This window comes from Mesorhizobium sp. M0862 (assembly GCF_040319795.1).
Lineage (GTDB): Bacteria > Pseudomonadota > Alphaproteobacteria > Rhizobiales > Rhizobiaceae > Mesorhizobium.
Map to the genome: position 1 here is coordinate 1 of NZ_JAMYOJ010000007.1, position 23,937 is coordinate 23,937.

Consider the following 23,937-nt stretch of genomic DNA (forward strand, 5'->3'; position numbering starts at 1 on the left):
CATCACTTCACGCAATGTCGTGGCCCGTTCCACCTCTGGCTTCGGGGCCGTCCGAGTGTCGCTTACGCGGCTCTCTTGAATTCTCACAAGGGCTTTCTCAGAAGCAAACTGCTTCGCCGCCAGCGGCGCACCGCCCTCGTTCGTGAGGCGTATATAGTCGCCACCAACCAGAACTGTCAACAGTCATCGACGATGTTTTTGAACTTTTTGCGACAGAAGTTCTGGCGCCGGCGGACTGCCCCAGGGGAACATTGGCGTTGCCAAAAAGGAGCCCTATTGCCGCCGCATTGCCGTTCGACACCGAGGCCAACAAAGAAGGGCTCGGCGCGGCCCGCGAGGTGCCTTCCTATAAGAGCCAAAGCGGGGTCTGCGCATCACGGTTCGGAGCCTCCTGTAAGAGGATAAAGACGCCTCTCTACAAGGGGCTGTAAAACAGAGCGTGTGAGCGGGGATTTCGCCGCTTCGTTGACTTCACCCGCCGTGACAGGCAAATGTCATGGCCCAACAGAAGCGAAAAGCCGTTCCGCCCGGGGAAGAAGCAGCCTTTCTGGATGCCAGACACGGAAGATGTCATAGCCGAACTCGGCAATGAGCCGCCGCTGATCGCGGATGGCCGCAGCGGCCCGCCCGACCGGCGCGAGGTTTCAGCGCGCTGGCTGTCGGGCACCTTTCTTACCGGCGTGACCTCGAGTGTGCTGATGGGCGTGGCGTTGTTTGCCGCCCTTGACGGCCGCCAGCAGCTGGCAACCCCGCCCGAAATCGCCGAACTGGCCCAGCTCGAAAGCGGCGGCGATTCCGGCGAGGTCGCCAAGACCACCAGGCTGGTGGCGCCGCGCCAGATCGCCAAGGCCAAGGACCGCAGGCGCATGGAAGTGTCGATGGTGACCAAGGTCGGTGACCGCGACGTTATCCACACCATGCCGTTCGTGCAGATCAAGATGGCGCTGGCCGCCGGCCACACCACCAACCGCGCCTATCCGCCTTTCGACCCGATGCAGGTGTTCGGCGACGATGGCGACTCGACCCCGGCGCAGCCGGCGACGGCCTCCGCGGTTGGCGGCCAGATCTACGGCGCCAAGGTCGAAAGCGAGATGAGCCTCAAGACGGTCGATTTCCCGGTCGAGACGGCCTCCTTCGACGAAAAAAGCGACCTGTCCGCCGACGAGGTGGAAAAAGTGGTGCGCGAGGCCGGCACCGACCTCAGCGACGGCGCCGTGCAGGTCGCCTCCCTGCATTATGTCGACCCGCAGCGATTCGGCGATGCCTTCGCCGAATCGATGGCCGGCTCCTACGACGTCAAGATCGTGCCGGAAAACGTCTCGGTGGCGCCGCGCGTCGCGCTCGACGACCAGACCCCGGCTTTCGCCGAGGAAATCATTCCCTTCACCAGGGACCGCGACATTGCCGAGGCCTTCGCCGATTCGGGCTATACGGGCGATGACGCCACCGGCATGGCGGAGGCGATCGGTAAGCTGCTCAACGCACCGGCGCTGAAGGCCGGAACCGTGCTGCGGGTCGGGCTCGAGGTACATGGCGACGCCGCCAAGGTCGTTCGCACCAGCGTCTATGACAAGACAACGCACATCGTCACCATCGCGCTCGACGACCGCGGCCAGTATGTGCCGGCGCAGGAACCTGAGCCGAACCCCGAATTGCTGACCGCGTTCGACGATTCGTCGGCACCGGTGGTGGTGCGCGGCAATCTGCCGAACGTTTATGACGGCATCTACCGCGCCGCCTATTCCTACGGCATGTCGAAGAAGCTGACCCAGCAATTGGTCAAGCTCCTGGCCTCCGGCGTCGACTTCCAGTCCAGGCTCAATCCATCGGACCGCATCGACGTGCTGTTCTCGCAGCCGGACGGCGACGACCAGGCCTCCGACGAATCGGAACTGCTCTATGTCTCGTCGACCTTCGGCGGCCAGACACGCAATTTCTACCGCTTCCAGATGCAGGACGGCTCGACCGACTATTTCGACGAGGACGGATCGAGCGCCGAGCAGTTCCTGCTGCGCAATCCCCTGCCGGCCGGGAAATTCCGCTCCGGCTTCGGCGCCCGCCGGCATCCGATCCTCGGTTATGTCCGCATGCATACCGGCGTCGACTGGGCGGCGCCGATCGGAACGCCGATCATCGCCGCCGGCAACGGCACCATCGAAAAGGCCGGTTGGGCCGGCGGCTACGGCAAGCAGATCATCATCCGCCATGCCAATGGCTACGAGACCTCCTATAATCACCAGAGCGCCTTTGCCAAAGGCATCGAACCGGGCGTTCATGTCCGCCAGGGCCAGACCATCGGCTTCCTCGGTCAGACCGGCCTCTCCACCGGTCCGCATCTTCACTACGAGCTGATCGTCAACGGCACCAAGGTCGACCCGATGCGCGTGCGCCTGCCGGTCGGCAAGGTGCTGAAGGGCGACGACCTGGTCGCTTTCAAGCGCGAGCGCGAGCGCATCGATGAACTGCTCAAGCAGGAAGACAGCAATCCGCTGAAGGTCGCGAGCGCCAAGATCGAAGGCTAATGCATGTCGCCCAGAAGTGTGCCGCGGCTCTGGACAAGGACATGCCTCAAAACAAACACTTAAAGCGCGTCGTATGAATCCGTTTCAGCGCGACGCGCTTTAAGCCGTCACACTCGACGCTGGCGAATCATAATCGCCCCATCAGAGCATTCCGAATCGGGTCGGCTCCGAATCAGGTCGACTGCTCCTCTTCGGCTCGTGACCAAGGCAGCTTTTGCCCCGAAACGGTGGCCCAGGCGATAATAGCGGCAAGCAGGCAAAGCACGGCCGTCACTGTCGACACGGCCGCGAACGCCGCATCGCTGGCGGCGAGCCGTGTTGCATCAAGGTCTGGCGCCAGGCCGGCCAATGCCGGTTCGCCGAATCCCGGAATGCCCGGCCTAGCGCTGGTATCGAGCATCGTCGAATAGACCCAGGCCGCGAGCGAGCCCATCGCCGCCACAGCAATCAGCCCGCCAATGCGCGAAACCGCATTGTTGATGCCGGAAGCGGCGCCGGTATCCTTGTCCTCGACCGCGGTCATGACCGCCGTCGACAGCGGCGACACCACCAGCGCCATGCCGAGCCCCATCACGGCCATCAGCGGAAAGATACCGGTCCAGAAATTGTGCATGCCGGCATGAGTGAGCAAAGCCAGCCCGGCAAAGGCGATGGCAACTACCAGGCAGCCGCTGGCGATCGGAAAACGCGGACCGATGCGATCCGACCACTGGCCGACGAGACCCGACAGCAGCGCGATCGACGCCGACAGCGGCAGGAAGATGAAACCGACCTCTTTGGTGCTCAGCCCCCATCCGGCGATCAACAGCATCGGCAGGTAGAACAGATTGGCCGACAGGGCGAAATACAGGAAGAAGGTGGCGAGGTTGGCGCCGGCAAAGGCGCCGATCCGAAACAGCTTGAGATCGATCATCGGCTCGCGCTGCCGAAGCTCGAAGACGATGAAGATGATAAGCAGCACGGCGCCTGCGGCGATGCTCGGCCGCGACATCAGCCCGCTGCCTTCGGCGCTCATCGAGGTCAGTCCGTAGGCAAGCGCCCCGAAGGCAAGCGTGGCGAGAGCGGCGCCGCCGAGATCGAGGCTTCGCTTCTCCGTCGGCGCGTCGGCGGGAATCTTGGCCAGCAGGAGATAGATCGAGATCAGCCCGAGCGGCAGGTTGACGGCGAAGATCGCCCGCCAGATACCGCCGCCAAAGGCCGACAGAACGAAGCCGCCGAGCACCGGACCGAGCGCAGTCGTCAGCGCCGAGGCGGCGGCCCAGATGCCGATCGCCCGGCCGCGCTCCTTCTTCGGATAGGCCTTGGCGATGATGGCGAGGCTGCCCGGCACCATGATCGCCGCACCAATGCCCTGAATGGCGCGAAAGGCGATGAGCACCAGCGCATTCGGCGCCACCGCGCAGGCCAGCGAAGCGACGATGAACAGCGCAATGCCGGCAACGAAGGCGCGCCTGAGGCCAAACCGGTCGCCGGCGGCGCCGCCGGCCAGAATCAGCGCCGACAGCGTCAGCGCATAGGCGTTGGAAATCCACTGGACCTCGGCCAGGCTGGCGCCGAGGTCGACGCGCATTGCCGGCATGGCAATGGCCAGGATCGACCCGTCGATGAAGCCGAGCGCTGACGCCAGGATCGCCGCTACCAGCACGAACTTGCGCTGCGACTGCGGGCAAAATGTACCGTTGGAAAGCGACCTGGTCAGGGGAACGGCTGCGGCTTCGCTCGGAGACTTCATGAGCGTCTGCTTAGACTTGTTGCGGGCCGGCAACAACCGGCCAGCGCCCTGCGCTCATGAATCCAGCTTTGGATATCGGTCTGCCTTGTGGGCAGGCCGACATCACTGCGCTGGAGCGCTCGCTTGCTCCGCAACATCATCGGCCGAGGGACCGCCGACGAACTCGACGGTGACGCCCGGCGACACCAGCTTGGCCAGCTCGCGCGCATCCCAATTTGTCAGGCGCACGCAGCCATGGCTTTCGGTCTTGCCTATCTTGGAGGGATCGGGCGTGCCGTGAATGCCATAGGTCGGCTTGTCCAGCGCGATCCACACCGAGCCGACCGGGCCGTTCGGACCCGGGGGGATGGTCAGGATCTTGTCGTTCTGGCCCTGCTTGAAATTGATGCTGGGGTTGTAGGTGTAGTTCGGATCGAGCGCGACGCGCGACACCGTATGGGTGCCGGTCGGCGAGGGCGTGTCGGCTGAACCGATGGTGGCCGGATAGGCCGCGACCAGCTTGCCACCGGCATCGTAGGCGAACACCTGCTTCTTGTCCTTGTCGGCGACGATGCGGGCAACCGGCGTCGCCACCAGCCTGCCGAAATTGGCGACCTTGATGATGGTGCCGGGACGGCTGAAGTCGGCCTCGGGATTGAGCCCCTTCAGGTAGTTCTCGTCCATGTGGAACCGTTCGGCCAAGGCTTCGGTGACGGAGGTGTAAGCCATGCGGTCGAGCTGCGCCTTCTGGCTGTAATCCTCCGGTATCGAGGCGACATAAGGCCCGGCCGCGTCCTCGGGCGTGATCGTATAATTGGCGAAAGCATCGCCACCGGTTTGCGCCAGCGCAGCCTGGATGCCGACCGCGTCGGTCGAGCGCAGATTGCTGCCGGTGATCTGGTTATAGGCGGCAAGCGCCTTGTCGACATTGGAGCCGAAGCGCCCGTCGACGACGCCGGGTGAAGCGCCGGCGCGGTCGAGCAGCACCTGCAAGGCGGCTACATCCTGGCGTGCGCCGAGTGAAAGCGAGGGATCGACCACGGTCTTGCCACCGGCTTTCGGCGGCAGCGCGGCCTGGTCGGCGGGCGCCGCCGGTTCGGCGGGATCGATAGAGGCTTCGTTCAGCGGCTGGCGCTTGACGGGCCGCGGTTCAGCGGATTTCGGCGCTTCCGGATAGGTGTCGCTGTCATTGGCATCATCCTGCGGAGCGGCCCCCAGGAATCTGTCGCTTTCAGGATCGTATTCATCAACCGGCGGGCCGGGGATTCGTCCCTGATCGTCCAGTTGCCTGCGGCGGAAACGCGCCATGTCTTCGGGATCGTCGAGATAGTAGCGGTCGTCGTCTTCGACCGGTGCGCGTCCAAGCTCACGTGCCCGCATTTCCCGGCGCAGCGCGCGGCGGTCGAGCCTGGTCTGCGGCGGCTGGATGGCGATGACCTTGCCGGTCTCGGCATCGACGATGACGCGGTTGCCCCTGGCGTCGTAATAGATGTCGAGATTGCCGTCCTGGGCAAGCACAATGCCGCCGCTATCGGCGGCGCGGACGGCCGGCAGTGCGTTGTCCACAGTCGGCGATGCCATGGCGCTGGACGTGAGCAGCCCGGCGGCGAGCACCGAAAAGGCAAGGATCGTGCGGAACATGGTGGTCAAACTCTCCGGTACTTACAGCGCCGCGCGTCCGTTTGGACGCGCAAAGGACGCTGTAACACTTCATGTCTGCGCATGATCCTTTCCGAAAATCGAATTTCGATTTTCGGGGTCATGCGTAATTGCCGCCGCCCGGCAGTGTTCCCACCAGAACGTTCTCGCCACCGTTTGGATGCGCAAGGAACGCCCTGATCGCCAAAAGCCTGCAGGCAAACCCCTTCGCCAGCAAACCACAACATAAGCTTTCCAACATGAACCGGGCATGAAGATGGCGGATTACTGGTTGCTACAGGCCCAATTCCTTGCGCGTCTGCTTCGTCAGCTTGAGGACGACGAGGCGGTGGCTTTCGCCGAGATAGTCCTTCAGCGCATCATCATCCATGCTCTGGCTTGTCTGACGCTGGATCCATTTCATGCCGCGCGAGGCGAGATAGGGCGCCGGCCGGCAGCCGGGCTGATCCTTCAGCACGTCATAAGCCATTTCAGAGCATTTGAAGGTGACGAAGACGCCACCCTCCCGGTCATGGCCGGCGATGGTGAAGACCTTGCCACCGACTTTCCAGACATCGGCCCCGCCCCACTGCACGACATGCGTCGTCTGCGGCAGCGAGGCGCAGAAGCTGTTGTAGTCGTCCAGCGTCATCTGCACCCCCGTCAAAGGATTGTTGTTTCATAAGAAAATGCCGCGCGTCCGGTCGGACGCGCGGCGTTGGATCAGGCTGCCGCGTCGGTCGGCACCACAGTGGGCCTGGACCGGAAATTCAACCGGTCGGAGCCGGCGGTGACCTTGACGGTCGAGCCGTCGAGTATCTCGCCAAGCAGGATTTTTTCCGCCAGCGGATCTTGCAGGTCCTTCTGCATCACCCGCTTCAGCGGCCGCGCGCCATAGGCCGGGTCGTAGCCCTTCGCCGCCAGCCAGTCGATCGAATCCTGGTCGAGCGACAGTGTGATCTTGCGGTCGGCGAGCAGGCTTTCCAGCCGCTTGAGCTGGATCTCGACGATGCGGCCCATATCCTGCCGGCGCAGCCGGTGGAACAGGATCACCTCGTCGACGCGGTTGAGGAACTCCGGCCTGAACGAGGCTCTCACCACGCTCATAACCTCGTCGCGCACGGCATCGACGTCCTGCTCTTCGCCGAGATTGACCAGATATTCGGCGCCGAGGTTCGACGTCATGACGATCAGCGTGTTGCGGAAGTCGACCGTGCGGCCCTGCCCGTCGGTCAGCCGCCCGTCGTCGAGCACCTGCAACAGCACGTTGAAGACATCCGGATGCGCCTTCTCGATCTCGTCGAACAGCACAACCTGATAGGGCCGGCGCCGCACCGCTTCGGTCAGCGCACCGCCTTCCTCATAGCCGACATAACCGGGAGGCGCTCCGATCAGCCGGGCGACCGAGTGCTTCTCCATGTATTCCGACATGTCGATGCGCACCATAGCGCTCTCGTCGTCGAACAGGAAATTGGCCAGCGCCTTGGTCAGTTCGGTCTTGCCGACGCCGGTCGGTCCGAGGAACATGAACGAGCCGATCGGCCGGTTCGGATCCTGCAGCCCGGCCCGGGCACGACGCACGGCCTTGGACACCGCCTGTACCGCTTCGCCCTGGCCGACGACTCGCTTGCCGATCTCGTCTTCCATGCGCAGCAGCTTGTCGCGCTCGCCCTGCAGCATCTTGTCGACCGGAATGCCGGTCCAACGCGACACGATATGGGCGACGTGGTCGGGCGTGACCACCTCTTCGACCATGCCGGCCTTGCCGTCCTGGGCTTCGGCTTCCTTCAGCTTCTTTTCCAGTTCCGGGATCTTGCCATAGGCAAGCTCGCCGGCGCGCTGGAATTCACCCTTGCGCTGGGCAATGGCGAGGTCGTTGCGGGCCGCGTCGAGCTGCTTCTTGAGGTCAGCGGCGAGGCCAAGCTTCTGCTTCTCCGACTGCCATTTGGCGGTGATCTCGGTCGATTCCTCCTCGAGGCCGACGAGTTCCTTTTCGAGACGCGCGAGCCGGTCCTTTGACGCCTCGTCCTTCTCGACCTTCAGTGCCTCGCGCTCGATCTTGAGCTGCATGATGCGGCGATCGATTTCGTCCAGCGCCTCGGGCTTGGAATCGACCTGCATCCTCAGCCGCGACGCGGCTTCGTCGACAAGGTCGATCGCCTTGTCCGGCAGGAAACGGTCGGCGATGTAGCGGTTGGACAAGGTCGCCGCCGCGACCAGCGCCGAATCCGAGATGCGCACCTTGTGGTGCTGCTCGTACTTCTCCTTCAGGCCACGCAGGATCGACACGGTATCTTCCACCGACGGCTCGTTGACGAAGACCGGCTGGAACCGGCGGGCAAGGGCCGCGTCCTTCTCGACATGCTTCCTGTATTCATCGAGCGTGGTCGCGCCGACGCAGTGCAGTTCGCCGCGCGCCAGCGCCGGCTTCAACAGGTTCGAAGCGTCCATGGCGCCATCGGCCTTGCCGGCGCCGACCAGCGTGTGCATCTCGTCGATGAACAGGATGATGCCGCCGGCCGCCGAGGTGACTTCGTTGAGCACGGCCTTCAGCCGCTCCTCGAACTCGCCGCGATATTTGGCGCCGGCAATCAGCGCGCCCATGTCGAGCGCCATCAACTGCTTGTCCTTCAGCGATTCGGGCACGTCGCCATTGACGATGCGCAGCGCCAGACCTTCGGCGATCGCCGTTTTGCCGACGCCCGGCTCGCCGATCAGCACCGGGTTGTTCTTGGTACGCCGCGACAGCACCTGGATGGTGCGGCGGATCTCGTCGTCACGGCCAATCACAGGGTCGAGCTTGCCGGCGCGGGCATCGGCGGTGAGGTCGCGCGCGTATTTCTTCAGCGCGTCATAGCCCTGCTCGGCGCTCGCCGAATCGGCGGTACGGCCCTTGCGGACGTCGTTGATCACCTGGTTCAGCGCCTGCGCTGTGACGCCGGCCTTGGACAGGATATCGGCCGTCTTGGCCGACTTCTCCATCGCCAGCGCCTGCAGCAGCCGCTCGACCGTGACAAAACTGTCGCCGGCTTTCTTGGCCAATTCCTCGGCGGTCGAAAACACCTTGGCCAGCGGCTGCGCCAGATAAAGCTGGCCGTTGCCGCCTTCCACCTTCGGCATGGCCTCAAGGGCGGTCTCGACGCCAAGCTTGACGTCGCGCACGTTGCCGCCGGCGCGCTCGATCAGCGAGGCGGCCAGCCCCTCATCGTCATCGACGAGGACCTTCAGCATATGTTCGGGAGTGAATTGCTGGTGATTGCGCGAGAGCGCCATGGTCTGGGCGGACTGAATGAATCCGCGGACGCGCTCGGAGTATTTCTCGAGGTTCATATCTGTCTCCTTCCATCACCGGCCCGCTTTGCGGCACCGGATCAGATTGCGGTGACGGACCCGCTCATCCGAGCCGGGTCCAGTTCACGCCAGATATGGGGCGCAAGCCATTGCCGCTCAAGACGTCCGGCTGATGATATTGCATGGCCGAGCAAACGAAAACGGCGGAGATTTCTCTCCGCCGTTTCATCGACTTATGTCTTGTGGGTCAGTTGTTGGCGTCGACGGCGAACGGGTCGCCGGCAGGGCTTTCGGCCGGCGCCGCATCAACCACGTCAACAGCGGCAGCGCTCTCGCCGGCGCCATCCACCACCTGGCCACCACCAGACTGTCCGTCACCGACCTGATCGGCATTGTTGCGCGGGCGGCGCGGACGCCGCGGGCGACGGGCAGCGCCGCTCTCGGCGGCTGCCTCATTGAGTTCGGCCCGGGCGGCAAGAGCCGCCGGCGACAGGTTTTCGTACAGCGGCGCCGACTCGGAGAAACCGCTCTCGGCTTCGGGCTCAACCGCGGAAACGGTTTCCGCCTGTGCCGGGGTTTCGGTGAAGCGCTGCTGGTCGCCGCGCTGGCCGTTCTGCTCGCCACGCTGGGCAAAGTCGCCACGCTGGTCGTTCTGGCCATAGCCGCCATTGGGGCGGCGGTCACGGTTGCGGCCATTGTTGTCGCGGCCGTTGTTGTTGCGGCCATTATTGTCACGGCCATTATTGTCACGGCCACTGTTGTTCTCGCGGCCGTTTTCCTGGCCGTATGCGAGTTCGGCCGGCGTGCCCTCAATCGTCGGCTGCGGACCGTTGCCGTGGTTCGCCATCGGCGCTTGCGTCTCGCCGCCATTGCCGCTGCCGGCATTGTCAAAATCGTCGCGATCTTCATCGTCGTCGAATTCGTCGCGGTTCTGCGGGGCATTCTGGATCGGCATCTGCGCCTGTGCGGCGGCAATGATGCGGTTGTAGTGCTCGGCGTGCTGGAGGTAATTTTCCGCCATAACCCGGTCGCCGGAGCTTTGCGCATCACGGGCCAGAGTGGCGTATTTTTCGGCGATCTGCTGAGCCGATCCACGGATTTTCACGTCCGGGCCGTTGCTCTCGTAATTGCGCGTCAGGGGATTTGGGCCCTTGCGGTTGTTGTTGTTGTTATTGTTGTTGCCACCGCCGCCGCCATTGTTGTTGCGACCGCGCATGCGCCTGTTCTGCTGTTGTGGCCTCATAAGACTCTCTTCATTTTGAAATTTTCGAAAAACGTTTCACGAACGGAGGCGCTCATGCAGCCAGCCGTTTCGTTCCTTCACCGGCGTTCGCCCGCATCAATTGCGTTGGCGCCACGTGTCATCCTGTTCCGGTTACATCACTTGCCGGACGATTCCCGCACGAAGCTTGGGCGTCGTTTGCGCAAGAAGGCAGCTATTTCCGAGGAAAACCGAATCGCTAAGAGCACTGCCTGCTTCGTCTCATCCGGTCAGGGCGGACCCTAGCCGCATTCCCCGGCATTGCCAAGCGCTTTTTTGCACTGCGTCAAGGCTTTCCCTGTTCAAACATAAGAACCCTGTCGTTTCCGCCAAGGTCGACAAATGCCCCGGCCAGCCTGTAGCCGGCTGCCGCGAATATGTCTTTGACCTCATTGCGCTGCGTGTGGCCGATCTCGACCGCTATCTTGCCTTGTGCTTCCAGAAACTTTGCCGCCTCGGCGGCGATGATCCTGTAGGGGTCAAGACCGTCCACACCGCCATCAAGGGCTCTGTGCGGATCGAAATCGCGGACCTCGTCCTGCAGATTTCCAATGTCTCCAGACGGTATATAGGGAGGGTTTGCGGCAATTACATGGTATCGGCCCGAAACTTTTTCGAACCAGTCGGACTGCAGCCCCACGAACCGGCCGGCGAGTCCAAGTTGCTCGGCATTGCGTATCGCGGTTGCCAGCGCGTCGTGCGAAATATCGACCCCGGTGGCGGTCGCGGCCGGAACCGCGCTGAGCAGCGCCAGCGCTATCGCGCCGGTACCGGTGCCGAGATCGAGGATACGGCATTCCCCCAGCCTTTCGGCCGTCGCGCCGGCAAAAGGCAGGATCGCCTCGACCAGCGTTTCGGTGTCCGGCCGCGGCTCCAGCGTTTCCGGCGACAGCGACAGCCGCAGGCCGTAAAACTCGCGAAACCCGAGGATGCGGTGCACCGGTTCGCCGGCCATGCGGCGCTGCAGAGCAGCGCCGATTGCGGCAACCGCACCCGCATCGACCGTCCGTTGCGGGTCGGCGATCGCCTGCGTCCGGTCCGTGCCGGAAAAATGTTCGACGATCAGCCTGGCATCCAGCGCCGAGTCGGAAAGGCCGGCCGCGGCAAGCCGCTCCCGCGCCACCCGCAACAACGGCCCGAGCGCGCCGGGCAACATGTCAGCCATCGAGGCCAATATCGGCGAGCAGCTTCGACTGATGGTCGGCAATCAGCGCATTGATGACCTCATCGAGCTCGCCCATCATCACCCGGTCGAGCTTGTAGAGCGTCAGGTTGATACGATGGTCGGTAAGGCGGCCCTGCGGGAAATTGTAGGTGCGGATGCGCTCCGAACGGTCGCCCGAACCAACCTGCGATTTGCGTGACTCCGAGCGCTCCTCGTCCGCCTTGCTGCGCTCGAGGTCGTAAAGCCGCGCACGCAGAATCTGCATGGCTTTCGCCCGGTTCTGATGCTGCGACTTCTCCGCCTGCACCACCATGATACCGGTCGGCAAATGGGTGATGCGCACGGCCGAATCGGTGGTGTTGACGTGCTGGCCACCCGAACCCGAGGCGCGCATCGTGTCGATGCGGATGTCTTCGGCGCGGACGTCGATGTCGACCTCTTCGGCTTCCGGCAGAACGGCCACCGTCGCCGCCGAGGTGTGGATGCGCCCGCTGGCCTCGGTCGCCGGCACGCGCTGCACGCGGTGCACGCCGGATTCGAATTTCAGATGGGCAAAGACGCCCCTACCGGAAATGGTGGCGATGATTTCCTTGAAGCCGCCGGCATCGCCGTCGCTGGCCGACACCGTCTCGAAGCGCCAGCCGCGTTCGGCGGCATAGCGCTCATACATGCGAAACAGGTCGCCGGCGAACAATGCCGCCTCATCGCCGCCGGTGCCGGCGCGGATTTCAAGGATGGCGTTCTTGTCGTCGGCCGCGTCCTTGGGCAACAGCAGGATCTGGATGTCCTTCTGCAGCTCTTCGATTCGCGCTTCGACGCCCGGCAAATCTGCCTCCGCCAGGGCCCGCATCTCTGCGTCGGTGCCCTTGTCGGCAAGCATCGCCTCGAGGTCGGCTTGCTCGCGCTCTACTGAGCGCAGTTCCCTGACCTTGGCCACCATGTCCTGCAGCTCGGCATATTCCGAGGCCATCTTCACATAGGCATCGGCCGCCGGGCCGGCCGACATCTGCGCTTCGAGCATCTCGAAACGCTTGACGACCTGATCCATACGCTCGCGGGGAAAATTGACCATGGCTAATGCTATAGCGGGATGGAGCGGTCGTCGGCGAAGGCCTGCAGCAGCGCCCGCATCGGCAGCCCTTGAGCTGGCGCCATCAGATTGTCGGCAAAGAAAGCCTCCAATTCCTCCAGTGGCAGTTCGGTCAACATCGCCTTGACCGGGCCGATCGAGGCTGGAGACATCGAGATCGAGCGGTAGCCGAGGCCGATCAGCGCCATGGCGGAAATGGGTTTTCCCGCCAGCTCGCCGCACAGCGTCACCGGCGTGTGGTTGCGAACCCCGGCGTCGGCGATCTGCTTCAGAACCCGCAGGAACGGCGTCGACAGCGTGTCGAAGCGGTCGGAGAGCTGCGTGTTCCCCCGATCGACCGCCATGACGAACTGGAACAGGTCGTTGGAGCCGACCGAGACGAAATCGACCGCCTTCATCAACTCGTCGAGCTGGAACAGCAGCGACGGCACTTCCAGCATGGCGCCCACCTTGAGGCTGGTCGGCAGATGGTGGGCAAAGCGGGAGAGATGCCGCACTTCGCGGTCGATAATCTCGCGCGCCTGGGCGATTTCGCCGAGCTCGGTCACCATCGGCAGCATCAGCTTCAGTTCGCGCCCGCCGCAGGCCTTCAGCAGAGCGCGGATCTGGGTCCTGAGCAGACCCGGCCGGTCGAGCGTCAGCCGGATCGCGCGCCAGCCGAGCGCAGGGTTTTCTTCCTGGATGGCGCCCTTGAAGTAGGGCAGCACCTTGTCGCCGCCGATGTCGATGGTGCGGAAGGTGACCGGCTTGCCGCGCGCCGCGTCCAGCACGTCGCGGTAGAGCCGCTCCTGCGCCTCGGCGCGAGGGAAGGTCGAGGCAACCATGAACTGCAATTCGGTACGGAACAGGCCGATGCCGGCGGCACCCGCCTCGGCCAGCTGCGGCAGGTCGACCGCCAGGCCCGCATTCATCAGCAGGTCGACCTGGACGCCGTCCTTGGTCACCGACGGCTTCTTGCGCAGTTCCCGGTAGACTTCCTGCCGGCGCGCCCGGAAGCGCACTTTTTCGGCATAGGCGGCTTCGAGGTCCGGCTGCGGCCGCAGATGGATGGTGCCTTCCTCGCCGTCGACGATGATGGCATCGCCGTTTTCCGCCATGGAAACGGCGCCCTTCATCTGGCCGGCGACCGGAATGCCCATGGCGCGCGCGACGATGACGACATGGCTGGTGGCAGCGCCGTCTTCCAGCACCACGCCGCGCAGCTTGTCCCTGGGATAATCAAGCAGTTCGGCCGCGCCCATCGAGCGCGCGACCAGGATGGCATCCTTCGGCAGTGACGCCGCTACGTCGTCAGGCCCGCGCCCCATCAGTTGGCGCAGCAGCCGGTTGGCGAGATCGTCGAAGTCGCTCATCCTCTCGCGCAAATAAGGATCGGTCATGTGCAGCATGCGGGCGCGCATGTCGCTTTGGACCTTTTCCACCGCCGCTTCCGCTGTCAGGCCGTTGCGGATCGCCTCTTCCAGCCGACGCACCCAGCCGCGGTCGTTGGCAAACATGCGATACGCTTCGAGCACCTCGCGATGTTCGCCCTCGAAGGCGACATCGCGCCGCTCCAGCATGTCGTCGATGGAAAGCCTGAGCGAACCGAGCGACGTCTCCAGCCGGCGCACCTCTTCCTCACTGTCCTCGTTGAACAGATTGGTGACGACGATGCGTGGCTCATGCAGCACGACATGGCCGAGGCCGACGCCCTCGTTGAAGGACAGGCCGGTAAAGCTGACGGGACGGCGCAGGTCGAGTTCGAGGCCGGGCCGGGTCAGGCGCGCGAGATCCCCGGTGGCGATCATCTCGGCGATCACCATGGCGGTCGTTTCCAACGCCTCGACCTCGTCGTCGCGGTAGTGGCGCATGGTCTTGTTCTGCACCACCAGCACGCCCAGCGTGCGCCCTGCCCTGAGTACGGGCACGCCGAGGAAGGAATTGTAGATCTCTTCGCCCGTCTCCGGCAGGTAGGCGAAAGCCGGATGTTCCTGCGCATTGGAGAGGTTGAGCGGCCGCGCGCTCGCAGCAATGGTGCCGACGAGGCCCTGCCCCAGCCGCAGTTGCGCCAAATGGACGGCGTTCGGGTTCAGACCTTCGGTGGCATAGAGTTCGAGCACCGAATCGGCGCGCAGCACATAGAGCGAGCAGACCTCGGCGACCATGTTGGAGGCGATGTCGCGCACGATCCGGTCGAGCCGCTCCTGCGGCTCCAGCGGCTCCTGCATGAGCTCGCGGAGCCGTTTCAGCAGAACGCGCGGGCCACTGGCCGTATCACGCATCGCGGCTTCTTCTCCAATGGGCATTTTGCCCGCCGCAGTTTCCACTGCGACCGGCGCACACGCAACAACTCAAATCGCTCTCGCTACTGCTTATCCAGACCGTACACGGAATGCAAAGTACGAACCGCGAGTTCCGTGTAGGGACCGTCGATCAGTATCGAAATCTTGATCTCGGAGGTGGTGATGGCGCGGATGTTGATCGCCTTGTCGGCCAGCGCCTTGAAAGCGGTGGCGGCCACACCGGCATGGCTGCGCATGCCGATGCCGATGACCGAAACCTTCGACATGCCGGCTTCCGACTGCACCACGTCATAGCCGATCGAAGCCTTCAGACGCTCCAGCACGGCCAACGCCTTGTCCACGTCGCCGGACGGCACGGTGAAGGTCATGTCGGTGAACTTGCCGTCCTCTGAGATGTTCTGGACGATCATGTCGACATTGATGTTGGCCTCGGCCAGCGGGCCGAAAATGCCGGCGGCAACGCCCGGGCGGTCGCCGACGCGACGCAGAGAAATCTGCGCTTCGTCCTTGGCGTAGGCAATTCCGGTGACGACCTGCTGTTCCACGATCTCTTCCTCGTCGCAAATGAGCGTTCCCGGAGGATTGAGCAAATCCCCCATTCCGGGCGCATCGGGATCGTCGAAGGACGACCGCACGAACGTACGCACCCTGTGCACCATGGCAAGCTCGACCGAGCGCACCTGCAAGACCTTGGCGCCGAGCGAGGCCATTTCGAGCATTTCCTCGAACGAAATCTTGTTGAGCCGCCGCGCCTTCGGCTCGATGCGCGGATCGGTGGTGTAGACGCCGTCGACATCGGTGTAGATGTCGCAGCGGTCGGCCTTGACCGCCGCGGCAATGGCCACCGCGCTTGTGTCGGAGCCGCCGCGGCCGAGCGTGGCGATGCGGTTGTCCGGGCCGATGCCCTGGAAGCCGGCGACGACAGCCACCTGGCCCTCGCCGAAGCGCTTGATCAGGAACGCGCCGTCAATGTCGAGGATGCGCGCCGCGCCATGCGCGTTGTCGGTCTTGATCGGGATCTGCCAGCCCTGCCAGGAGCGGGCATGGACGCCCATATTCTGCAGTGTGATCGCCAGCAGGCCGGCAGTCACCTGCTCGCCCGAGGCGACCACGGCGTCATACTCGCGCGCGTCGTGCATGGGCGAGGCTTCGCGCGTCCAGCCAACCAGTTCGTTGGTCTTGCCCGCCATCGCCGAAACCACGACAGCGACCTCATGGCCGGCATCGACCTCGCGTTTGACGTGACGCGCCACATTGCGGATGCGGGCGATGTCGGCGACGGAGGTTCCGCCGAATTTCATCACGATGCGCGCCATGGAAGCGAAATGCCTTTGACTGAAGCCGGCCCAGGACCGAAAGGGGAAGTAAGCGCTCGACAGAAGCCGGCCGCTGAATGCGCGCCTCCTTAGCCAAATGATCACGGTTTCGCAAGGCTGGCGGCGGATGCCGGCTTCAGGATCGCGGCATATTGCGTTCGGCCCCGCCGCCGCTTACCAAATGCTGCCCGCGGGAAACTCCTTTTGGTCCGGCATATCGAATGATTGTTCGCCTTCGACGCGCCATGCGGTGGCAATCGCTGCCGCTGTTCATCGGCTTCGCCGTGCTGGCGTTGATCGTCGGCACACGCGCCGTGCTGGTCGAGACCCAGAGAGCCAATCGTGAGGCCGCGCGCGAGGCGGTCGAGTATCAGGAATTGCTTTCCGGTTTGCTTGCCATGGCTCAGGAGGCCGAGACCAGCCAGCGCGGCTATCTCCTGACCGGCGAGAAATCCTACCTCCAGCCTTATCGGCAGGCGGTCGACGCCATTCCGGGCCAGCTTGCCCGCATCGACGGCATGACCGCCCCGGACGACGAACTCGTACAGCAGATCAACCACGTCAAGGACGCGCTTTCACTAAACCAGGCCGAATTGGCTGAGACGATTGCACTCTACGATCGCGGCGATGCGGCAAAAGCTCTGGAACTGGTCCGCAGCGGCCAGGGCAAGGCCGCCATGGACCAGATCCGGGCCAGCATGGACACGATCCGGCGCATTGGCGGCGCAGCCATCGCGGCGCGCGACGCCCACACCGACCGGGTCGAAAACTGGCTGCGCATCGGCTCGATAGCGGCGCTGCTGGCGATCTTCCTGCTTGGCGCCTACACGGTTCGCCTTTCGCGCCGCCGGTTCCGCGCAGTGGCGATCGCCCAGGAAGAGCTGATGCGCAAGAACATCGAGCTCGGCAACGAAATCCAGACGCGTGAAAAGGCCGAATCGCAGATCCGCCAGATGCAGAAGATGGAGGCTGTGGGCCAGCTGACCGGCGGTATCGCCCACGATTTCAACAACATGCTGGCGGTGATCATCAGCGCCATGAACCTTGCCCAGCGCAAGCTGGCGCGGGGCGAGCACGACATCATGAAATTCATCGAAGCGGCGACCGATGCGGCGACCCGGGCCGCAAACTTGACGTCACGGCTGCTTGCCTTCTCGCGCCAGCAGCCGCTCGCGCCTCAGGTTGTAGACGCCAATCGTCTGGTCACCGGCATGTCGGACCTGCTTCGGCGGGCGCTCGGCGAAACCATCCGCATAGAAACCGTGCTGGCTGGCGGCCTGTGGAAGACCCATGCCGATCCGAGCCAGCTCGAAAATGCCATTCTCAACCTGGCGGTCAATGCGCGCGACGCCATGGGCGAGGACGGCAAGATGACCATCGAGACCGCCAACAGCCACCTCGACGAGGGCTACGCCGCCACCCATGCCGAGGTCAAAGCCGGCCAGTATGTGATGATCGCGGTCAGCGACACCGGCGCCGGCATGCCGGCGGACGTCATGGAGCGGGCTTTCGAGCCATTTTTCACCACCAAGCCGGTCGACAAGGGCACCGGCCTCGGGCTGAGCCAAGTGTTCGGCTTCGTCAAACAGTCCGGCGGACACGTCAAGATCTGCTCGGAACCCGGCCAAGGCACCACGATCAGGATCTACCTGCCGCGCTTCTTCGGCCCGGAAGAGGCCGCCATATCTTCGGAACGAGCCGGAAATCCTGCCGTGCCGGTCACCGAAACCATCCTTGTCGTGGAGGACGATCCACGCGTGCGGGCTTCCACCACGGATGCCATGCGCGAACTCGGCTACACCGTCATTCATGCCGCAAGCGGCCAGGAAGCGCTGGAAAAGCTGGGCGACAACCCTGGTGTGGCGCTCATGTTCACCGATATCGTCATGCCGGTGATGAATGGCCGCAAGCTCGCCGAAGAGGCGCTGGCGCGCATGCCGAAGCTGAAGGTGATCTTCACCACCGGCTTCACCAGGAACGCCGTCGTCCACAATGGCGTGCTCGACCATGACGTGCATTTCCTGGCCAAGCCCTTCACCATCGAGCAGCTGGCGGCGAAATTGCGCGACGTGCTGGACGCAAGATGACCGAGGCCCTGGAAATCGTCACCTTTCGCCTCAAACCTGGAGCGGAAGCGGGCTTTGCCGCCGCCAACAACCTGGTCGCCGACTGGCTGGCGCGGCAACCTGGTTTCGTAAACCGCTGTCTGGCGCGGCGGGACGATGGCGGATGGGTCGATGTGGTGCGCTGGCGAAGTCGCGAGCAGGCTCTCGCCGCCGCAGGCCGGATCATGGCCGAGATCGGCGATTGCGAAGCGATGCGGGCCATCGATCCCGCAAGTGTTGCGATGGAACATGCGGCGATTGTGATCTCGAGGCCATAGGTCGACTAGCCAGCAGTCGCAAAAACCGGCCTTGACTTTCTTGCCCCGGCACCCGACTTCCTAGCGTCCGAGGAGACCCGCCCCATGCCAGAGGCCCGACGATCGACAATCGATGCCGGAGAAGTGGAACGCTTTTCCGCGCTTGCCGCCGAATGGTGGAACCCGAACGGCAAATTCCGTCCGCTGCACAAATTCAACCCGGTCCGGCTGGCCTATATCCGGGACCAGGTGGCGGCGCGCTTCGGCCGCGATCCGCGGGCGGCGCGGCCGTTCGAAGGCCTGCGTTTCCTCGATATCGGCTGCGGCGGTGGGTTGTTGTGCGAGCCGATGGCAAGGCTTGGCGCCGAAGTGGTCGGCGCCGACGCCTCGGCAACCAACATCGAGGTGGCGAAGCTGCACGCGGCCGAAGGCGGCGTGACGGTGGATTATCGCGCTACGACCGCTGAGGATTTGGCCGATTCCGGCGAGAAATTCGACGTCGTCCTCAACATGGAAGTCGTCGAGCATGTTGCCGATGTCGACCTGTTCATCGGCAAGTGCGGCGAGATGGTCAAGCCCGGCGGCATCATGTTCGTGGCCACCATCAACCGCACGCTGAAGGCACTGGGCCTGGCCATCATCGGCGCCGAATATGTGCTGCGCTGGCTGCCGCGCGGCACCCACCAGTTCGGCAAGCTGGTGCGGCCCGAAGAGCTTGAAAAGGCGCTCGGCAGCGCCGCCATGACCATCATCGACCGCACCGGCGTGACCTACAATCCTCTCGCCGACCGCTGGGCACGCTCCAAGGACATGGACGTCAACTATATGGTGCTGGCGGAAAAACGATCGGTCTGAACGAAAGGGGGCGGCCGTGGACACTATGAGGGCCCGAGAGCTGGCGCTCGATCTTCCCGAAACGGTCGAGCAATCGCATTTCGGCAAGGCTGACTTCCGCGTCCGCAACCGTATCTTCGTCTCGCTGCCCGAAGCCGACCGTGCTGTCGTCAAGCTCGACCGCGACCAGCAAGAGATGATGGCCGCGGCTGAGCCATCGGTTTTCAGGCCCGTGACAGGCGGCTGGGGCCAAAAGGGATGGACGTCGATCATGCTCGAAACCTGCGACGAACAGACATTCCGCAGCGCCGTTCGGACGGCCTGGCGAAACGTCGCCCCGCCGGCGCTACGGAAGCGCCTCGACGCGAGCCAAATTTAAGCTTGAGCAGTTCGAGGAAAAGTGTGAAGCGGTTTCCCGGGAAAGCGCATAGCGCTTTGCCTAGGGAATTGCGTAAACAAAGACCCTATGCCTTCTGGCTCTGCGCCTTGGTGGTGATGATCACGCCGATGGTGATGATCACCGCGCCGGCCCAGGTCAGCAACTGGTAGTGCTCGCCGAGGAAGATGGTTCCGGCAAACAGGCCGACGGCCGCCGCCACATAGCCGATCTGGCTGAGATAGACCGGACCGCCCACGGCCTGCAGCCGGAAGAAGAAGGCAAACATCGCCGAGGCCGAGGCGACCTGCGCCACGACGACCAGCGGCACGGCGCCAAGCGGGGCGAAGGCGCCGAGGCCGAACAGCGTGAGAATGCCGATCAGCAGCAGCGTCGCCGAGGCCAGGTGGCTGCCGACGGCCAGTTCGATCGGACCGGTGCCTTCGGGCCAGTCGACGGTGCGATAGATATTGCCGGCGGCAAGGCTGACCGGGATCAAAAGTCCGGCCAGCACCCAGTAGACATCGGCCGGCTGGCCGGCCTCGCCGCGCGTCACCGCCACCATGACGGCGCCGATGAAGCCGACGGCGATACCGATACTGCCGAGCGTATTTGGCCGTCGAACGCCGAGCAGGATCGAAAACACCAGTGTGATGACCGGCGACAGCGTGAACATGATGCCGGTATAGCCGGCGCCGAGATGCGGGATAGCCGAAAACATCAGCAGATTGGGCACGGCGTAGGACACGGCGGCGGTGATGAAGAAATAGCGCAGTCTGTGCGAGGTGAGCCGCATGCGCTCGCCGTTCGCGAGCAACGCGCACAGCAGCACGCCCCCGGCGCCGAACGAGATGACGAAGGCCCAGACCATGGCCGGAACGCCGGCAGCCGTCGCCAGCTTGCCGAGCGGCAGGGTCAGGCCGAGCAGGCCGCCGGTGACGACCAGCAGGCCAAGCGCCGATTCCCAGAGAAATTTCATCGGATGGTCCCGTCACTCACTTGCGGCACTGGGTCGAAACTGTATCTTGAGGTAGCATACCACAAAGATTCTTAACGTCAAGATACTTAGCGGTGAGACAGATGGATCGCGCGGCAAAGGCGGTGGAGCAATGGAAGCGGGAACGGCCGGACCTGGAGGTGTCGCCAATGCTGGTGCTTGGGCGGCTGAACGAAGCCTCGTCGCTAATCGCCCGCGAGCGCCTCGCCCCGCTGTTTGCCCGTTTCGGACTGCAGGCCGGCGAATTCGATGTGCTGGCGACGCTGCGCCGCTCCGGCCAGCCCTACGCGCTGACACCGACCGCTCTATACGAGGCGACGATGGTGACCTCCGGCGCCATGACCAACCGGCTCGACCGGCTTGAGAAGGCCGGACTGATCCTGCGCGGCCCGCACCCCAACGACCGGCGTGGCATTGTCGTGCAACTGACCGAAAAAGGTCTGGCCTTGATCGACGAAGCCCTGACCGCCCACGTCGCCAACGAGCATGAAATCCTCGCCGGGCTCACCGGCACGGAGCGGGGGGCACTGGCTCAGTTGCTTGGCAAATTGATCGATAGCGCCAGCTGATCGCTCAATTGCGCTCCTCGGGAAAACTCGGGATCGGCATGAAATCGATGCCATCCTCGGCCAAGCTCTTGGCTTCGTCCAACGTCGCCTCGCCATAGATGCCGCGCGCATCGCTCTCGCCGAAATGGATCTTGCGCGCTTCTTCGGCAAACTTGTCGCCGACATAGTCGGCATTCTCGCGCACCTTCTCGGCCATCGCCTTCAGTTGCGCCAAAGCCTGCTTCTGGGTTTCGCCCATGGCCAGCGCAATTGTTTCCTGCTTCCGCGCGGTGGAGACGGCTGGCGCCATCAGCGCCTTTTGCACCTTGTGCGAGCCGCAGCTCGGGCAATCGACGAAGCCGCGCTTCTTCTGCGTGTCGAAATCGTCATTGCTGCGAAACCAGCCCTCGAATTCGTGCTCGTGCTCGCAGATCAGGGCAAAGCGGATCACGAAGCCGCGCCCCTGAGCCGCGGCGCTTCCACTGCGCCGGCATTGACGGCAAAATCGCGCGCATTCCTAAGGTTGGGGATTTTCTTACGCGCGGCCCACGACTGCGCCGTGTCGATCTCGGCGATGATCACCTCCGGATCGTCATGGTCGGCCTCGGCGAGAATTCGACCCCATGGGTCGACGATCAGCGAATGGCCATAGGTTTCGCGGCCATCCTCATGCAGGCCACCTTGTGCTGCAGCAACCACGTAGGCGCCGTTCTCGATGGCACGGGCTCGCAGCAGCACATGCCAGTGCGCCTCGCCGGTCTGGCGGGTGAAGGCGGCAGGCACCGACAAGAGGTCGGCGCCGGCCATCGCCTCGGCGCGGAACAGCTGTGGAAAGCGTAGATCGTAGCAGACGGCAAAGCCGAGCCTAGCGCCGTCGATCTCGGTGACGACGGCCTCGGTGCCCGGCTCATAGGCGGCGGATTCGCGCCAGCTCTCGCCATTGTCGAGGTCGACATCGAACATGTGGATCTTGTCGTAGGTGGCAACGGTGGCGCCGTCCGGCCCAAACAGCAGCGCCCGGTTGGCGAGCTTGCCGTCGGTGCGCAGGATGGCGGTCGAGCCGATGTGCAGGAAGACGCCGAGTTCGCTGGCGAGCTTGCGCGCGGCCGCCACGACGATGTCCTTGTCTTCCAAGGTGAAGGAAGCAGCCCTGGCTTCCTTGTCGCGGATCAGCGCACCGGTCATTTCCGGGGTCTGGATGTAGGTTGCACCGAGGCCTGCCGCTTCGCGCACCAGCCGTTCGAGATCGACCGCATTGCGCTCGGGGCTCTCGCCCGAACGCATCTGGATCGCCGCCGCCTTGAAAATACCCATCGTCACGTCCTCTTTGAGCAATTCCAGGAAAAGTGTGTAACGGTTTTCCGTCCGGAATTGCGTAAAAACAAAGACATAGAGCGGCGCTACGAACCGCTCTTTGTCGTCGAGCCGTTGGCAAGCAGCCTATCCAGCTGCCCCCGTGCCTCCAACTCGTGGAGGTCGTCGGAGCCGCCGACATGCGTGTCGCCGATGAAAATCTGCGGAAACGTCGAGCGGCCATGCGCCCGCGAAATCATTTCCTGGCGCAATTCCGGCGAAAACGAAGCGTCATGCTCGGTGTAAGCGACGCCCTTGCGGTCGAGCAGCCGCTTGGCCGCCGCGCAATAGCCGCACATCATACGGGTGTAAATCGTCACATCGAGCATCGGTCCGTGCCTTTCCTCGACCTTATATAGTCGCGGACTCGTCGGCCCGAAAGTCCCCCGGCAGGACACGCGCGAAGGTCAGCACATCGACCGCTCCGGCGCCGCCCTTCTTCAGCGCCCTGGCGACCGAGCGCACGGTGGCGCCGGTGGTGTAGACATCGTCGACCAGAAGCACGCGGCGCCCAGTGATCTCGATTTCGGCTTCCGCAGGCACACGGAAGGCGGCGCGGACATTGGCCTCGCGCTCCTGCCGCTCCAGCCCGACCTGCTGGCGCGTGAGCTTGACGCGCCGGACCGCCGAGGGCGAGAAAGGCAGCCCGCTAAGCTGCGCAACCGCCCTTGCCAACTCCGCCGACTGGTTGAACTGCCGGCGAAAGAAGCGCCGCCAGTGCAGCGGCACCGGTACGACGACATCGGCGTCTGCAATTAGCTCAGCGCCGGCGCGCAGCATCCAGCGCGCCATCCACGGCGCCAGATCGGTGCGATCCTGGTATTTCAGACCTTGCACCATCTGGCGGGCGACACCTGAATAGGCCACGGCCGCCCGCGCCCGCTCGAACGGCGGCGGATCGGCGATCGCCTCGGCCGACAGGAATCCCTCGCCCATATCGTGCGTGAATGGCGTGCCCATCACCGCGCACCATGGCCGCTCCAGCAGCCTGAGTTTCGGCCAGCAGGCACCACACAAAACGCCGGGTTGCGAGACGTGCCTGCGACAGCCGGCACAGACCGGCGGGAACAGCATCCGCGCCGGCCAGTCCAACATGGCCAGTTTCAACATGGTTTGAGCGAGGCTCTTGATCTCCATCACCGGATCGGCCACGTGGTTTTGTCGTCCGCGCCAGGATATCACTAGACAGAC

At 64.0% G+C, this 23,937-nt stretch carries 20 protein-coding genes and 1 pseudogene; 6 read left to right on the forward strand and 15 right to left on the reverse strand.

What is annotated here, in order from left to right; all coding sequences use genetic code 11:
* Window positions 1-180, reverse strand: a pseudogene (locus tag NKI15_RS12480) (hypothetical protein); the annotation flags it as partial.
* A 371-nt stretch (window positions 181-551) separates the two neighbouring features.
* Between NKI15_RS12480 and NKI15_RS12485 the strand changes: the two are divergent.
* The gene (locus NKI15_RS12485) at window positions 552-2,522 is read left to right on the forward strand and encodes a M23 family metallopeptidase (RefSeq protein ID WP_023686664.1); all 1,971 of its coding nucleotides are present in this window, start codon (window positions 552-554) and stop codon (window positions 2,520-2,522) included.
* A gap of 172 nt (window positions 2,523-2,694) precedes the next feature.
* Here the strand turns inward: NKI15_RS12485 and NKI15_RS12490 are convergent, their stop codons facing one another.
* The 9 genes from NKI15_RS12490 to NKI15_RS12530 all read right to left on the reverse strand — a co-directional run bounded on the left by NKI15_RS12490 (window position 2,695) and on the right by NKI15_RS12530 (window position 16,276).
* Window positions 2,695-4,254 (reverse strand): MFS transporter, encoded by a 1,560-nt coding sequence (locus NKI15_RS12490; RefSeq protein ID WP_352886171.1) that lies wholly within the window; start codon window positions 4,252-4,254, stop codon window positions 2,695-2,697.
* A gap of 102 nt (window positions 4,255-4,356) precedes the next feature.
* Window positions 4,357-5,874 carry a L,D-transpeptidase family protein gene (locus NKI15_RS12495; protein ID WP_023824675.1) on the reverse strand — a complete coding sequence of 506 codons (1,518 nt, stop codon included), beginning with the start codon at window positions 5,872-5,874 and terminating at the stop codon, window positions 4,357-4,359.
* Window positions 5,875-6,166: 292 nt separating this feature from the next.
* Window positions 6,167-6,523: an MmcQ/YjbR family DNA-binding protein gene (locus tag NKI15_RS12500; RefSeq protein ID WP_023685771.1), complete on the reverse strand. Its 357-nt coding sequence runs from the start codon at window positions 6,521-6,523 to the stop codon at window positions 6,167-6,169.
* Between the two features lie 71 nt (window positions 6,524-6,594).
* A complete protein-coding gene (gene clpB, locus NKI15_RS12505; protein WP_023672968.1) occupies window positions 6,595-9,201 on the reverse strand; it encodes an ATP-dependent chaperone ClpB in 2,607 nt (868 codons plus the stop codon).
* A gap of 208 nt (window positions 9,202-9,409) precedes the next feature.
* Complete coding sequence (locus NKI15_RS12510) at window positions 9,410-10,405, reverse strand: DUF4167 domain-containing protein (protein WP_352886172.1); 996 nt, start codon at window positions 10,403-10,405, stop codon at window positions 9,410-9,412.
* A gap of 304 nt (window positions 10,406-10,709) precedes the next feature.
* Complete coding sequence (gene prmC / locus NKI15_RS12515; protein ID WP_352518486.1) at window positions 10,710-11,588, reverse strand: peptide chain release factor N(5)-glutamine methyltransferase; 879 nt, start codon at window positions 11,586-11,588, stop codon at window positions 10,710-10,712.
* The gene (prfA, locus tag NKI15_RS12520; protein WP_352886174.1) at window positions 11,581-12,660 is read right to left on the reverse strand and encodes a peptide chain release factor 1; all 1,080 of its coding nucleotides are present in this window, start codon (window positions 12,658-12,660) and stop codon (window positions 11,581-11,583) included. The genes prmC and prfA overlap by 8 nt, the downstream gene beginning before the upstream one ends.
* 8 nt (window positions 12,661-12,668) lie before the next feature.
* Window positions 12,669-14,939: a phosphoenolpyruvate--protein phosphotransferase gene (gene ptsP / locus NKI15_RS12525; RefSeq protein WP_023693992.1), complete on the reverse strand. Its 2,271-nt coding sequence runs from the start codon at window positions 14,937-14,939 to the stop codon at window positions 12,669-12,671.
* An 83-nt stretch (window positions 14,940-15,022) separates the two neighbouring features.
* On the reverse strand, window positions 15,023-16,276 hold the full coding sequence (locus NKI15_RS12530) for an aspartate kinase (protein ID WP_023685777.1): 1,254 nt from the start codon (window positions 16,274-16,276) through the stop codon (window positions 15,023-15,025).
* 245 nt (window positions 16,277-16,521) lie between these two features.
* On the opposite strand from NKI15_RS12530, the gene NKI15_RS12535 reads away from it, so the two are divergent.
* The 4 genes from NKI15_RS12535 (at window position 16,522) to NKI15_RS12550 (ending at window position 19,851) form a co-directional block, all read left to right on the forward strand.
* Entirely contained in the window at window positions 16,522-18,363 is a 1,842-nt protein-coding gene (locus tag NKI15_RS12535) for a CHASE3 domain-containing protein (RefSeq protein WP_352886176.1), read from the forward strand.
* Window positions 18,360-18,659: an antibiotic biosynthesis monooxygenase family protein gene (locus NKI15_RS12540; protein WP_352443928.1), complete on the forward strand. Its 300-nt coding sequence runs from the start codon at window positions 18,360-18,362 to the stop codon at window positions 18,657-18,659. The genes NKI15_RS12535 and NKI15_RS12540 overlap by 4 nt, the downstream gene beginning before the upstream one ends.
* An 84-nt stretch (window positions 18,660-18,743) precedes the next feature.
* Window positions 18,744-19,493 carry a bifunctional 2-polyprenyl-6-hydroxyphenol methylase/3-demethylubiquinol 3-O-methyltransferase UbiG gene (ubiG, locus tag NKI15_RS12545; RefSeq protein ID WP_023672976.1) on the forward strand — a complete coding sequence of 250 codons (750 nt, stop codon included), beginning with the start codon at window positions 18,744-18,746 and terminating at the stop codon, window positions 19,491-19,493.
* Between the two features lie 25 nt (window positions 19,494-19,518).
* Entirely contained in the window at window positions 19,519-19,851 is a 333-nt protein-coding gene (locus NKI15_RS12550; protein ID WP_352514791.1) for an MmcQ/YjbR family DNA-binding protein, read from the forward strand.
* A gap of 85 nt (window positions 19,852-19,936) precedes the next feature.
* Here NKI15_RS12550 and NKI15_RS12555 read toward each other — a convergent pair whose 3' ends face one another.
* Complete coding sequence (locus NKI15_RS12555; RefSeq protein ID WP_352514743.1) at window positions 19,937-20,827, reverse strand: DMT family transporter; 891 nt, start codon at window positions 20,825-20,827, stop codon at window positions 19,937-19,939.
* A 101-nt stretch (window positions 20,828-20,928) separates the two neighbouring features.
* Between NKI15_RS12555 and NKI15_RS12560 the strand changes: the two genes are divergently transcribed.
* A complete protein-coding gene (locus NKI15_RS12560; RefSeq protein WP_023672979.1) occupies window positions 20,929-21,414 on the forward strand; it encodes a MarR family winged helix-turn-helix transcriptional regulator in 486 nt (161 codons plus the stop codon).
* Between the two features lie 4 nt (window positions 21,415-21,418).
* Here the strand turns inward: NKI15_RS12560 and NKI15_RS12565 are convergent, their stop codons facing one another.
* The 4 genes from NKI15_RS12565 to NKI15_RS12580 form a co-directional block, all read right to left on the reverse strand.
* Window positions 21,419-21,844 (reverse strand): DUF1178 family protein, encoded by a 426-nt coding sequence (locus NKI15_RS12565; protein ID WP_023672980.1) that lies wholly within the window; start codon window positions 21,842-21,844, stop codon window positions 21,419-21,421.
* Window positions 21,841-22,707, reverse strand: a complete 867-nt coding sequence (locus tag NKI15_RS12570) for a carbon-nitrogen hydrolase family protein (protein WP_352514744.1) — start codon at window positions 22,705-22,707, stop codon at window positions 21,841-21,843. The genes NKI15_RS12565 and NKI15_RS12570 overlap by 4 nt, the downstream gene beginning before the upstream one ends.
* An 86-nt stretch (window positions 22,708-22,793) precedes the next feature.
* The gene (gene grxC / locus NKI15_RS12575) at window positions 22,794-23,075 is read right to left on the reverse strand and encodes a glutaredoxin 3 (RefSeq protein ID WP_023672982.1); all 282 of its coding nucleotides are present in this window, start codon (window positions 23,073-23,075) and stop codon (window positions 22,794-22,796) included.
* 22 nt (window positions 23,076-23,097) lie between these two features.
* Window positions 23,098-23,883, reverse strand: a complete 786-nt coding sequence (locus NKI15_RS12580; RefSeq protein ID WP_196814971.1) for a ComF family protein — start codon at window positions 23,881-23,883, stop codon at window positions 23,098-23,100.
* Between the last annotated feature and the right edge of the window lie 54 nt (window positions 23,884-23,937).

Coding starts and splice junctions, on each gene's coding strand:
- NKI15_RS12485 (WP_023686664.1), top strand. CDS start 552: ATGCCAGACACGGAAGATGTCATAGCCGAACTCGGCAATGAGCCGCCG.
- NKI15_RS12490 (WP_352886171.1), bottom strand. CDS start 4,254: ATGAAGTCTCCGAGCGAAGCCGCAGCCGTTCCCCTGACCAGGTCGCTT.
- NKI15_RS12495 (WP_023824675.1), bottom strand. CDS start 5,874: ATGTTCCGCACGATCCTTGCCTTTTCGGTGCTCGCCGCCGGGCTGCTC.
- NKI15_RS12500 (WP_023685771.1), bottom strand. CDS start 6,523: ATGACGCTGGACGACTACAACAGCTTCTGCGCCTCGCTGCCGCAGACG.
- clpB (WP_023672968.1), bottom strand. CDS start 9,201: ATGAACCTCGAGAAATACTCCGAGCGCGTCCGCGGATTCATTCAGTCC.
- NKI15_RS12510 (WP_352886172.1), bottom strand. CDS start 10,405: ATGAGGCCACAACAGCAGAACAGGCGCATGCGCGGTCGCAACAACAAT.
- prmC (WP_352518486.1), bottom strand. CDS start 11,588: ATGGCTGACATGTTGCCCGGCGCGCTCGGGCCGTTGTTGCGGGTGGCG.
- prfA (WP_352886174.1), bottom strand. CDS start 12,660: ATGGTCAATTTTCCCCGCGAGCGTATGGATCAGGTCGTCAAGCGTTTC.
- ptsP (WP_023693992.1), bottom strand. CDS start 14,939: ATGCGTGATACGGCCAGTGGCCCGCGCGTTCTGCTGAAACGGCTCCGC.
- NKI15_RS12530 (WP_023685777.1), bottom strand. CDS start 16,276: ATGGCGCGCATCGTGATGAAATTCGGCGGAACCTCCGTCGCCGACATC.
- NKI15_RS12535 (WP_352886176.1), top strand. CDS start 16,522: ATGCGGTGGCAATCGCTGCCGCTGTTCATCGGCTTCGCCGTGCTGGCG.
- NKI15_RS12540 (WP_352443928.1), top strand. CDS start 18,360: ATGACCGAGGCCCTGGAAATCGTCACCTTTCGCCTCAAACCTGGAGCG.
- ubiG (WP_023672976.1), top strand. CDS start 18,744: ATGCCAGAGGCCCGACGATCGACAATCGATGCCGGAGAAGTGGAACGC.
- NKI15_RS12550 (WP_352514791.1), top strand. CDS start 19,519: ATGAGGGCCCGAGAGCTGGCGCTCGATCTTCCCGAAACGGTCGAGCAA.
- NKI15_RS12555 (WP_352514743.1), bottom strand. CDS start 20,827: ATGAAATTTCTCTGGGAATCGGCGCTTGGCCTGCTGGTCGTCACCGGC.
- NKI15_RS12560 (WP_023672979.1), top strand. CDS start 20,929: ATGGATCGCGCGGCAAAGGCGGTGGAGCAATGGAAGCGGGAACGGCCG.
- NKI15_RS12570 (WP_352514744.1), bottom strand. CDS start 22,707: ATGGGTATTTTCAAGGCGGCGGCGATCCAGATGCGTTCGGGCGAGAGC.
- grxC (WP_023672982.1), bottom strand. CDS start 23,075: ATGCTCGATGTGACGATTTACACCCGTATGATGTGCGGCTATTGCGCG.
- NKI15_RS12580 (WP_196814971.1), bottom strand. CDS start 23,883: ATGGAGATCAAGAGCCTCGCTCAAACCATGTTGAAACTGGCCATGTTG.